Source organism: Photorhabdus kayaii (genome assembly GCF_025384895.1).
In the GTDB taxonomy this organism is placed as follows: Bacteria; Pseudomonadota; Gammaproteobacteria; order Enterobacterales; family Enterobacteriaceae; genus Photorhabdus; species Photorhabdus kayaii.
The window spans coordinates 82,299-94,580 of record NZ_JAJAFZ010000004.1 but is presented as its reverse complement, the minus strand read 5'-3'; the positions used below and the strand labels follow the sequence as shown (position 1 = coordinate 94,580).

The window sequence follows — 12,282 nt, the reverse complement described above, 5'->3', positions numbered from 1 at the left end:
CTCATGTCCACCGTAGTAAGCATGGAAATAAGCATGGAAATGAAGCGGATTATGGTCGTCGTAGTACATCCGGATCAGGATGCCAAAAAACTCACTGATAGTTGGCATTTGTAATGGCCTGAGAAACAATGATTCACCAATCACGTAATACCATTTACAGTAGCACTAAGATTGACACTACTCAATCATGAAATACGAGATATAAATATCGAGAAAGGGAATCCTTTAGTTGGTTCATCAATCCCTAAATACAGATACCCAATATTTCTCAAATAGAACATTCACGACACTGTAGTGTGCAAGGATTAATGTTAAATGTATTAGGGGACAGATAGCTTATTGTCTCAAAGAGAACAAAATCACTGAATATTTCCTGCTTAGAAATGGATATGTTAGTAACGGCTTAACCAGAACTCAGGTTATTTAAGTTAATTTCCATTCAGAAATGCATTATCACCACCCATTTAAATTATTTTCCAATTTAAATATTATATTTAAATAATTTCAATAGTCCTTCCCACCTTTATTATTACAATAGAATATTATCTCTAATATATTTCTCCATTTTATTTACAGTAAATCTAATGTTTCATCGGCTAGTACCTGATCCCCTTCATGAGATGATCATATATATTGATTGAAAAAATCTTATATCATCCTTTTATCACTCCAATTACTTCTCCTGATTTATAATTATCTTCATGAATATAATGTTAGATACTTTATCTCTGGCAGAATATCATGGCATTTTCGCAATTCACCAAGCACTAGCACATGTTTAATTCAATTTATCCCAAGTTAAACCTTTAATTCTTCTGGGGTTCCCTCTCTATATGGCACCAGCGTCGTCCTATCTTGCGAATCAACCGCACAATGATTATTACCGACAACAACCATGACCAAATCGCTAGTTGCTTTAATCGCGTGATCTATTTGTCCATTCACAAAATAACAAACTCCAGGCTCTATTTCATGCTTTTCACCAGCATAAATAACATAACCCGTTCCTGAGAGTACAAATAAGATATGATGCCCTAAGTGAGTATGATTCTGCATCCCTTCATTTTTACTGAAACGAATTAGATCAGCACCAAAGCCATCAAACGAAACTAATCCCTCACCCGTTCCCATACTGTTAACCATTTTATGACTTCTAGCCATTGTATCGACAACGAGATGTTCACCATTCCAGTGACAAAATCTATTTTTAATAAATTCCATATTACCTTCCTTTTATCTCTATAAATAAAATTTTAAAGTAACTATCATCTCTCTTTATTAATTGAAATAATACTATCTCTCTATCAAGTAAATAATATTTCCCAGTAAAATTTAATCATCACAAAATTATATAGACAAATAAACTAACTGGTTATTAACAATATATCAAACAGAAATATGTAATTCCATAGTAGTATTTTACAAATATTCACTTTGTGACAACAATCACTGTAAAACGCTCATTTTAAATATCTTTGTAAAGATAACCCCAGTTTAAAATGATATTATCCCAAAATTAGGTTAGCCAAATCCGCCGAGGACCTTCTTTCAATACAAACGAAAACATAAGACAAACAAAAGACACCCCACAATCTCGTAAGAGATTGTGGGGTGTCCACCATGCTCTCTGGTTTTCCTGTCTCGCTTCACTGCCTACTGTTTTGCAACCACGGATTCATTGTGAGGTAACCAGTAACGCCGATGTTCAAAAGCATATTTGGGCAATCGAATACGCAGCGGTTTCTGCCCGGAAGGCCAGCAAGTACGCCAATCTATATCCTGACCTCGTAACCATAAAAATCGAGAGTCGTCTTCTGCCATATGTAGCCATTGATCTTCTTTCGTTGAAGTAGACGAAGCAAAATCCCGTAACTGCTTCAAAAGATCCTGCCGTGATGTTGCAACAAACAGTGCCCGATAGGATAACGCTGCCCTACCAAACTGTAATGTCCAGCTAACCGCTGGCAGTTCAATGCCTTCATCGTTCTCGATAAAATCCCCTAGCATAGTCACCATTTTTTGTAACGATACCAGGCTATTAGCCGAAATGGGATAATAATACCCCTCCAAATTGGCTTTAATCTGTTGCTGCGCTTGAGTTGGCGCCTCCTCTAAAATGACATGAGAATTGCTGCCTCCCAATCCAAAAGAGCTGAGTCCAGCGAAACGCTTTTGCCCTGCCCCCACTCGCCAAGAATTTTCCTCTGTAGCCAGTTGTAAACGTGAATCCACACTGTCAATTTCAGGATTCAAACGCTGAAACGCGGCGCTAGGTACAATAGATTTATGCTGCAACATTAATAAAACTTTAACGATGCCAGCTAACCCCGCAGCGCCTTCTAAATGCCCAATGTTGGCTTTTACTGAACCAATATAGCAAGGTTGTAGCGCTTCTCCTGATTCATCACGATTAAAGACCTCATTAAGCGCATTAAATTCTATAGGATCACCCAACGAGGTTCCCGTTCCATGTGCTTCAAGGTAACTGATTTGTTCCGCAGAAATTCCAGCCTGTAGCAAGCAATCTTTAACCAACGCAATTTGCTGCTCAGGGTTAGGCGAAGTCAATGAATTAGCACGTCCACCATGATTGACCGCCGATGCTCGAACGTATCCATAAATCGGATCCCGATCCTCTAAGGCCTGTTTTTGCGTTTTCAAGAATAGACAGACAGCCCCTTCACCACGGACAAAACCATTAGCATCCGCGTCAAAAACCCTACAACAGCCATCTTTAGATAACATTCCCGACCGGTAATAAGCAGCCATGTTGAATGTGTTGCTCAATAGGTTAACGCTGCCAACTATCGCCTGTTGGCATTCCCCCGAACGCAATGAATTCACCGCTTGAGTCAGTGCCGTCAATCCACTTGAACACGCAGTATCAATTTGCAAACTTGGGCCAATAAAGTTGTAATAAAATGACAATCTGTTAGCCAGAAGGCAATTCAGTGTCCCTGTCGTTGCATAAGCATTTGCCATCGCCATATCGGCCGCAACAAGTTCACGATAATCATTACTGCACGAACCAATAAAAACACCCGTCTTTGATCCTGAATAGCCAAGCGGATTGGCGCCGCTATCTTCGATCGCTTGCCAGGTCAGCTCTAATAGCATTCTCTGTTGCGGATCCATCATGGCCGCAACTCGCGGAGAAATACCAAAGAATGGCGCATCAAAACCATCAATACTATCGAGTAACCCCGCTTTCAGGGCTTTTTTAGGTAACGGAATGACGTAAGGTTTTCCTGATGCAAACCGCTGCTCTGGCATCTCTTCTATCACACTGCGTCCAGATCTTAAGATCTCCCACATCTGCTCTGGAGAATCTTCCGCCCCAGGAAGTCGGAAAGCCATGCCCACAATAGCAATAGGCATCTGTTTCGTATCACCCGCACTACTTACTGAGGGAGTAATGGAACTTAAATGCTCCAACAAGGCAGATTTAGCTATCCGTTGTTCATTCGGACTAAGCGAATGATATATGTGATACAGATTATCCATGCTTTCCTCCTTCTATGAGGCGCTGTAACCTTAATGCTGCTTCGCCATCAAGACTACGCATCGCATTAATAAAGTCATCTAAGGAATGTTTATTCTCAGTCAGTTCAGTTTTGGCAGTGTCAAGATATTCAATCAATCGATGCGGCGAGCTATAACGCCAGAACAGCGTCGGCGATAATTTTCGACGAAAATGCGCCGACATCAACTCTGCAAGTTTTACTGCCTTGAGCGAATCAATGCCCAAATCAGCCCAAGTGCGCTGCATCATTGATTCAGTAAAATCTTCGTCCCAATTCAGGAAATCCGCCAACAGCGTGCGTAATTGCCCGGAAACCGATTTACCTGATTTACCTTCTATCTGATGCACGGTAGATCGTGGCCCAGACAGAACACGAACCTGAGTAATAATCTCGGTAATAAATTCAGACGCCTCTACCCCATTGAGCAGATAGTGATTAAATGCCAGAACGAGGTTCATCTCTTTGTTGTGAGGCGCACCGATGAACAATGTTGACTGAGATGGTGGCACAATAAGAGGTACAGCAAAGGTAGCACCATCGTTGCCGGTATATGAGATCATCATAGGAACATCAATATCAACGGGCAGTTTTTCCGCATCGGGATCAAGTACACCATTCAAGTGTTGCCTGAACTCAAAAAAGCTCATGGTCTGCGTTCCCGGTACTTTTAACGAACTCAAATCGCCTTTTTCATCCAGAAAAGCAATACCCAGGTTGATATCCGTATAAGTGTGATAACGCTCTTGATCAAGCGGCCTCGAACGCAACATCGGGAATTTTTTCAATGCCTGAGAAATCGCATAAGTGATGACCTGAAATGGCGTTATCCACGCCTGTTGCCCGGAGGTTTCCGTTAAATGATGAATGGCGTTATCAACAAGCTCAATCGGTAGTGGTTTAGCTGCCCAACAAGGTTGTACCGCAGCACTATTTAACCGTATTGCACGATTAAGACGCTGCTGATCTCTGGACAGAAAACCCACATTGTCATTTTCTGCATTGCTCTTTTCTGACGGCCTGGTTTCTTCTGATATCTTAATTTCACGGTATTGCTGGAGGTAATCATCTATATGACCAGGCAATAATGTCCCATGTTTTTCCGCCAGTTGGCTAAGAATGTGCGGCTCAATTTGGTGTTCTTGTGCGTACTGACGGGTTTTTGGCGGAATACGCGCAGGAGGAGCGGATACTTCAGGAGCCGCCTCCACTTTCTCTATTTTTTCTACCTCCTCCGCCACTCTCTCCATTTTCTCCGGCGGAGGCGTTAACTCTTCACTGACAGGGGAAGGCTCTGCTATCTCGCCAACAGCTCTGATGACTGCAATAGGCGATCCAACAGGGATAATATCATTTTCCGCCGCCAACCATTTTTCCAAGATCCCCTCAACATCAGACTCAATAGTAAAGGCGGCCTTATCCGTCTCCATTTCATAAACAGGTTCATCACGCTTGACATGATCCCCCACCTGCTTAAGTAACTGGATGATGACGACTTCAGTGGTTCCTTCTCCCATCGGGGGAATAAGCAACTGTGCCATAAGTTCTCCTTAGCTCATTACCGCATAGACGGAGGCCAAAATGTCATCCGTACCGGGTAAAACAGCTTTCTCTAAACAAGGATTAAAAGGAATATGAATATCTTCACGCGTCACCAAACGCGGAGGTGCCAATAAAGAGAAGAAATTGTCATTCTCATCCAAAATATCAGCAATAATGGATGCACCAACACTGGCCGTCCGGGTATCCTCCTGTACAACGATAAGCCGCCCGGTTTTGCGTAAAGATTCCGCAATCCGTTGTTTATCCCAAGGTACCAGACTACGTAATTCAATCACTTCAATGTCAATATTGTCTTTTTCCGCCTGAAGAGCCGCCATAGTCGCAAGCTGAATCGTATTTCCCCAAGCAACCAGTGTAATATCCTTTCCTGCCCTGACAATATTTGCCTGCCCAAGCGACACTGGACTCACTAACCGACGCTCATGGCGCTCTCTCATAAGGTGTTTAGGGATCAGGATCAGACTCGGCATGTCCAGACTTAACGCGGTACGGAACAACGCGACGGTATCAGCCGGTGTCGTTGGAACAAGAACGTTAATACCGGGAATATGCGCCAGGATACCGTCCGAGCTTTGGCTGTGCCATATACCACCACCAGGGAGATAAGCGCCATAAGGAGCATATATCACCACCGGGCAACGCCATTTTCCTACCGTTCTCCAACTTAAAGTGCCAAGTTGTGATTGTAATTGATTGAGACCTAGCCCAACAAAGTCAATAAATTGCAGTTCAACAATCGGACGCCAACCACAGGCGGACAATCCAACAGACGAGCCAATAATCGTGGCTTCTGAAAGGGGAGCATTAATAACACGATCAGGATAGCGAGTGGATAAACCACGGGTGAAACCAAAAACACCACCTTTAGGATCTTCAATATCCTCACCAAATAACAGCACATTCGGATGCTGACTCAATGCCTCGTCCAAAACCTGATTTACCGCTTTGACCTGTGTCTCTTCGGCTTCCATCTCAACATGTACGGTAGGCGTTCCTTCACGATTGCATAAATAGGTACTGACACTTGCAGGATCAGGCTCTTCTTCGTGGTAAACACGCTCAAATATTTCCGCGACATCCGCTTTAATGCGCTCTTTTTGTTCAGCCAGAGCTTGCTCGGTAATCGCTCCTTTTTCCTTTAAATAAGCGACATAATTTTCAATAGGGTCCTGTAGCACCTCCAGCTCATCCGGGGTACGGTACAGTTTGTGAGAATCTGAATTGGAATGAGAATCTAACCGATCCATACGACAAACCAATATGCAAGGAGTCCGCTCAAATCTCGCCTTATTGAATACCTCCTGTGCAACAGGAAACAAAGTTTCCGGTTTGCGGGCATCAACGCGGCGAATCAAACACTCGTTAAATATTCCCAACCGATACGGAGCCATCTTCTCCGTTGAGGTACTAATACCCAATTTATTATCGGAAACCACAAAGACTACCGGCAAACGCCTTTCAACTGCAAAGCTGACCGCTTCATAAAATTCTCCCTGCCGGGTCGCCGCATCGCCGACACCACACACGACAAGCCCATTTTTATTGTCCAACACGCTTGCCCAGGCGGCTCCAGCCGCGGGAATACATTGGGTTCCGGTCAAGCTGACTACCGAGAAGATATTATGCTCTTTGGAGCAGAAATGATTCGACATGGTTCGGCCGGCCGAGTGAGAAGTGGCCTTACCCATAAGTTCCCTTGTCATTTCAACAATAGACATACCACGCGCTAATACTAATGCCCGATCACGATAGTAAGGAACCAGTACATCATTCTTTTCCATAAGCTGAGGCAACACAGCCAACCCTTCATGTCCAGCAGCCGACACATGGAACCAAGCTCGACCTTGTCGTGTGACTATCGCACTACGATTATCAAATTCCCGTGACAGCAGCATGTCATAAAGTAACTTTTGCTCATCCAAACAATCATTAATTGAAGGGCTGTGTTCCTTAAGAGGTACTTCATTGATCTGTACGTCTATCACTCTCTTTTTCCTCACAAATAGTTAACGTGGTAGTTGTCGTTATTGCGCTTAATGCTTGATAAAAAAGCGAATACGGGGTAGTCCCGTTCATGATTACTTGAGAGACTATAGATCCCGATATAAGAAGTGAATGTAGGGCTATTGCCTACACGAATTGCAAAAGATAGAGGTATACGGTCACAATTTTTAATTACGTTTATACCCGTCATCTTTCAAGTTGCCTCTTTGTTGGCTGCACTCGCTCACCCCGGTCACATAGTTACCTATGCTCCCGGGGATTCGCTCCCTTGCCGTCACGATGCATCTTGAAATCCATAGTGTATATGCACCTAACATGGAGGGAAAAATTATCTCCATAACCATAAATGGCTTCGGCTGTCATGGTATTCCCTAAATTTTTAGCATTGTCCTGAACATAATGTGACACCATTTAAAAAACTCCAACCGATGAACAACAGCCATTCGTTATAGAGTAGGGCCAACAAGCACCAGCATTTACATGATTACAATACAATATAATCACAATACAATTAAAAAACAGGTTGTTACCTATATCTTTGAGTCCTGCAATGATAAGACATAGGAATAATTCATTACTTTGCTAAATTATTTTGATAATCAGATTTTTTCGACAAGCTCTTCATTAGGTATTTTTATGTTTAACCAAGACATAGCCTAAATAATAACACGTATTATATCAATCGAACTTGAGCCTTTATGCTCACATTAGAATTCATTATGTTTTGTGATGAATATCAATAATGACCTCCTCATATCAAACAATAGATATAGCTGAATTGACGACGTCATCCAGCATCAATCCTGATATTTTATAAAAATTTAGCTTATTATCTCTTATGTTTTATCATAAAAAAAACTGTAGTAATGCGGGAATGATCACAAAAAGGGTAGCAAAAAATTTAACTATATGATTATTATGAAGTTATCATCCCAAACAACGCTGATATTATAATGCAATTAGTAGGATATCAACATATAAAAATATATTTCATAACCTTTTGAATATATTACCAATCATTTAAATAGTAAATTAAAAAAATGATAAGATAAAATATAATTCCCAACAGATTGATTTTAATGAATTTATCTCTATAAATAATAGAATTAAATGCGTCATTTTCATACTTCGAAAGATGATTAATTCATGCAATTATTTCTACTTCAGATACTCTTTCTCATTTCAAATAACAACAACTTTGACAGCCCCCTTTGTTTAACATTGACAAACAATTCCAACACTTTCGTACCATGCCAATCATTCCTGTTGATCTTGAAAACGCAACCCTGACCACCCCGGTGGTGGAAATCCATTCCACCGTTACTTATCTTTCATACCGAATTTGAGTATTCGATCACAATAGCTTTATCTGGTGAGTAGAGTTGATTGCGATCTGCTAATCAACTCAATTATCTTTTAGCCCAAAAACCAGCTTGATAATTTAACTACGATATAATAACTCATATCCCAAAAGGGTAGCATATCATGAAAAACCTTCACTATCTGATTGTCACACCAGGATTAATATTTTCAGCCTCTGCCCTCGCTTCACCCACCAATAGCATCGAAGCACGCCTGGATGCACTGGAGCAGCGACTGCAACAAGCAGAACAGCGGGCTGCCCAAGCTGAAGCACGAGCCACTGCCGCCGAGCAACGCGCGCAGCAACTAGAACAGCACGCTATCGAAACCAAACAACAGACCATACAAATAGCACAAAGCACCACTCCGCTGGAAAACAGTGCTTCATCAACCAACAACTTGAAATTGAATGATTTTGGCGATCTAAAATTATACGGCGATGTAGAATTCAATCTCGATAGCGCCAGCCGAACCGGTCAGCTTACTTCACTTAAAACCAGCGATAATAAAGACTGGAAACCTGGCGACAAAGAGCGTTGGAATGTTAATGGCCGCATTTTGATCGGACTGGACGGTTACCGCCGTGATCAAAACAACAACTTTGCCGGCTTTAGAGTGCAACCATTAGCAGACATGACTGGCAAAATGAATCTTGACGACGCCGCTTTCTTTTTCGGCAATGAGAAAAACTGGCAGGTAAAAATCGGGCGTTTTGAAGCTTACGATATGTTCCCACTCAACCAAGATACTTTTATTCAGTATTCTGGTAATACCGCCAATGATTTGTATGCCGACGGTTTCGGCTATATCTACATGATGAAAGAAGGACGTGGCCGCAGTAACAGCGGTGGTAACTTGATGCTGAGCAAATACGCAGGTAACTGGTATTTCGAACTCAATACCCTACTTGAAGATGGCACTTCACTATTCCGAGATAACACTTACCACGGCAACACACTGGAAAATAAAAAAAATGTCGCCTATTTGCGCCCGGTAGCAGCCTGGAAAAAAGATCAATTTAGTGCAGCCATAGCGATGGAGAGTAATGTCGTCAATAACGCCTATGGCTACCAGAATAATCAAGGGCAATGGGTCGATCAATCCAGACGCAATGGTTACGGCATGACATTAAGTTGGAACGGTCTGGAGGCCGATCCTGATGATGGCATTGTTGCTAACCTGAATACCGCCTATCTGGATGCCTCAGATGAACATAATTTCACTACCGGCATTAATGTGATGTGGCATCGTTTCGAACTGGGTTATATCTATGCCCATAACAATATCAAAACGTTCAATACTGACGATACAACCGCATATATTAATCACCCATTCAATGAACCGGGTAAATACGATATAAATACCATCCATATGTCATATCAGATTCCTAATATTATGAATATGAAAAACTTTAATCTCTATCTTGGCGCCTACGTCTCTATGCTGGAGGCAAATGCCAACAACAAAATTGCCAACAGTAATAATGACCGACGCTACGGCGCACGCGCCAGATTTAAATTTCTTTTCTAATTGCAAACTAATGGGTGTGCAGGACCAAGACGAGCAATGTCTCCAACTATCCACAACGGAATTAAATGAGAAACGCTTCTATGAAGGAATATGACTCAGCTGGCTGATTCCGAGTACCGTAAACATCTTGCGAAACTGGAGAAATAATCATGGCTACTTACAGAGAACTGTTGGCTAAAGAAAGTCCTGAAATGCAGGCACGAGTCGCGGAACGGGTCGAAGAAGCCAGTATCCAGCTCGCCCTTAGCCAACTGCGTGATGAGCTAAAAATTTCACAAGCAGAATTGGCCGTCTTCCAACAGGTAAGCGCATAGCTTTCTACCTTTAAGGAAGAAAACCCGCTCTACGGATTTTCTTCAACTCATTGACAAAGTGCTGTTTTTTTTCCGGCACTTTGTCTTAATTAACCTCGGTTTCGTTTAAAAAGTCATAAAAACCAGCCCATACTCGTTTTTCCTCGCTGCGCAACTCTCTCAAATACTCTATGACGGGGAATATACCCGTCATCTTTCAAGTTGCCTCTTTGTTGGCTGCACTCACTCACCCCGGTCACATCGTTATCTATGCTCCCGGGGATTCGTTCCCTTGCCGCCGCGATGCATCTTGAAATCCATTGGGTATATAGAGGTTGTGACAAACGGCAATTTTGGCCGAATCAATAAAAGCGGTTGATAATATACTAGATTTAAAATCAATTAAATTTAATATTCTGATGCCTCTTTATATGTAAAATTTCTTTGCCAAATAAAAAATAAAACCCCAAGTTGACATTGTATACTCTGCGATCTATTTTCTAATTAAATTTTAGTGAAAATATTTTTATTGTTAGGCTGTTTATATGATTGGCGGAAGTTACAGTAAAGGCGTTTCACTCATTAAAAAAGGGTTAAAATAATGATGTTTAATAATGGATTAGAATTTTTTAGTCATGAAATGATCAGTGAAGAATTTAGATAAAAAAATTGACTTTACTAATCCTTATGCGCTGCTAGCCAGGGATGATAAAGGAAAGATGGATGTCAAAGTATTGTCGGAGGATGCGATTGTTTCACCCAGCAAGAAAGGCAATGCTATTGAGGTGATTAATTCACTCAAAAAACGGTTGTTATACTATAGTAGATTTGTCTAATGGTCTAATGGTCTAATGGCCTATTGATTTAAAATTATCTCTCTCATTTATCTAGCAATATTCTTTACTATCTGACTTGTCAGAAATTGATTGATTGATTTTGTAGATCGACAAAAAGCATGGCAATGTTGTTGCACTGACTATGCAAAATCGAGATATTCTTATTTATAGGTGTTTTTTAAAATCATTAAATATAACTAAATAATTTTTTGAGTTAATTAGTATTAACTGGTTTTTCCTAAGATATCGTAATTAATTTAATACGATGTCATTGTAGTTCACCCTAATAAAGAGATATTACAATGGGCTGGAATATATTTATTAACGCACCAAATAGTTACCGTCTTACTACCGCACATATCCGCAACAGCTTGCAGCAACAAGGGTTTGCCACTTTCAATGCCACCGATCTTGACCTTTCTGACAGTGAAAAAATCGATCTTATCTCTCTGTGTGAATTATCGAAGTCACTGCCGTTAGATCGATTTGGTGAAGATGGTCGTCACCGCAGTTATTGTGAAGGAGTATGGAGCCGTGAAACAGAAACTATTCATTGGAAAACAGGTTATCCGCAGCCCGATGATAGCATAGAGATTGATTATCATCAGGGAAGTGAATATCAACCTGAATTTGGTGGTGTAGTACGCAAATTCCTGCGCATGTCTGATGAGATACTTAATAAAGGGCTACTTAATAAACTCATTTGGCACGATCTGAGTCTAACCGGCATGGCGGAGCATTATTCCCGTTTGCTGTGTGGGGTGCATCTAATCCGAATGCAGGCACTACCGGGTAAACCGGCAAAAATTACGCCTAACTGTTTTCATCGTGACGGTCAGCCGTTCACCGCTGTACATTTGATTGAACGTTATAATGTCGAAGGCGGTGCAACACATATCGCACCGCCTTCTTATGCAAATTGCCAGCTTGAAGAAGTCCCTGCTCATGAGATAACTCGTTTTCTCCTTAATGATCCCCTTGATAGCTACATCATCGATGATGCAGCGATTTGTCATTATATCAATCCCGTAACTTGCGATGAAAATGCCAGCGTTGGCGTTCGCACTATCATTCTGATTGATTTCACCCCGCTAGAACAGAGTGATAGGCGTTCCCAGTAGCGCTTTTGCCATGAAAGTGGCTGACAACCAGGAGTGCCAGAAATGATAGTTG

The 12,282-nt window shown here is 41.6% G+C and carries 9 protein-coding genes and 3 pseudogenes; 5 read left to right on the top strand and 7 right to left on the bottom strand.

Features of this window, described 5'->3' with window-relative positions; genetic code table 11:
* Positions 1 to 108: pseudogene (locus LGZ98_RS24195) on the bottom strand (hypothetical protein); the annotation flags it as partial.
* Between the two features lie 143 nt (positions 109 to 251).
* On the opposite strand from LGZ98_RS24195, the pseudogene LGZ98_RS24420 reads away from it, so the two are divergent.
* Positions 252 to 407, top strand: a pseudogene (locus tag LGZ98_RS24420) (IS982 family transposase); the annotation flags it as partial.
* A gap of 391 nt (positions 408 to 798) precedes the next feature.
* Here the strand turns inward: LGZ98_RS24420 and LGZ98_RS02840 are convergent.
* From LGZ98_RS02840 to LGZ98_RS02820, 5 genes are all read right to left on the bottom strand, one after another.
* Positions 799 to 1,221 carry a cupin domain-containing protein gene (locus LGZ98_RS02840; protein WP_113042025.1) on the bottom strand — a complete coding sequence of 141 codons (423 nt, stop codon included), beginning with the start codon at positions 1,219 to 1,221 and terminating at the stop codon, positions 799 to 801.
* A gap of 432 nt (positions 1,222 to 1,653) precedes the next feature.
* Positions 1,654 to 3,504, bottom strand: coding sequence for a type I polyketide synthase (locus tag LGZ98_RS02835; RefSeq protein ID WP_262977678.1), 1,851 nt, complete (start codon positions 3,502 to 3,504; stop codon positions 1,654 to 1,656).
* Positions 3,497 to 5,062: a biotin/lipoyl-containing protein gene (locus tag LGZ98_RS02830; protein ID WP_262977677.1), complete on the bottom strand. Its 1,566-nt coding sequence runs from the start codon at positions 5,060 to 5,062 to the stop codon at positions 3,497 to 3,499. Before LGZ98_RS02830 ends, LGZ98_RS02835 begins: the two co-directional genes overlap by 8 nt.
* 9 nt (positions 5,063 to 5,071) lie before the next feature.
* Positions 5,072 to 7,069 carry a dehydrogenase E1 component subunit alpha/beta gene (locus LGZ98_RS02825; RefSeq protein WP_228900291.1) on the bottom strand — a complete coding sequence of 666 codons (1,998 nt, stop codon included), beginning with the start codon at positions 7,067 to 7,069 and terminating at the stop codon, positions 5,072 to 5,074.
* Between the two features lie 186 nt (positions 7,070 to 7,255).
* A complete protein-coding gene (locus LGZ98_RS02820; RefSeq protein ID WP_262977676.1) occupies positions 7,256 to 7,405 on the bottom strand; it encodes a hypothetical protein in 150 nt (49 codons plus the stop codon).
* Positions 7,406 to 8,573: 1,168 nt separating this feature from the next.
* Between LGZ98_RS02820 and LGZ98_RS02815 the strand changes: the two genes are divergently transcribed.
* Together LGZ98_RS02815 and LGZ98_RS02810 are read left to right on the top strand one after the other, a co-directional pair.
* Positions 8,574 to 9,980 carry a carbohydrate porin gene (locus tag LGZ98_RS02815; RefSeq protein ID WP_113042029.1) on the top strand — a complete coding sequence of 469 codons (1,407 nt, stop codon included), beginning with the start codon at positions 8,574 to 8,576 and terminating at the stop codon, positions 9,978 to 9,980.
* A gap of 149 nt (positions 9,981 to 10,129) precedes the next feature.
* A complete protein-coding gene (locus LGZ98_RS02810; RefSeq protein ID WP_228900862.1) occupies positions 10,130 to 10,294 on the top strand; it encodes a hypothetical protein in 165 nt (54 codons plus the stop codon).
* 119 nt (positions 10,295 to 10,413) lie between these two features.
* On the opposite strand, the pseudogene LGZ98_RS24190 reads toward LGZ98_RS02810, so the two are convergent.
* Positions 10,414 to 10,536: pseudogene (locus LGZ98_RS24190) on the bottom strand (IS982 family transposase); the annotation flags it as partial.
* 384 nt (positions 10,537 to 10,920) lie between these two features.
* On the opposite strand from LGZ98_RS24190, the gene LGZ98_RS02800 reads away from it, so the two are divergent.
* Positions 10,921 to 11,109, top strand: a complete 189-nt coding sequence (locus tag LGZ98_RS02800; RefSeq protein ID WP_112877907.1) for a hypothetical protein — start codon at positions 10,921 to 10,923, stop codon at positions 11,107 to 11,109.
* A gap of 302 nt (positions 11,110 to 11,411) precedes the next feature.
* A complete protein-coding gene (locus tag LGZ98_RS02795) occupies positions 11,412 to 12,230 on the top strand; it encodes a 2OG-Fe dioxygenase family protein (RefSeq protein ID WP_113042030.1) in 819 nt (272 codons plus the stop codon).
* Positions 12,231 to 12,282: the final 52 nt, after the last annotated feature.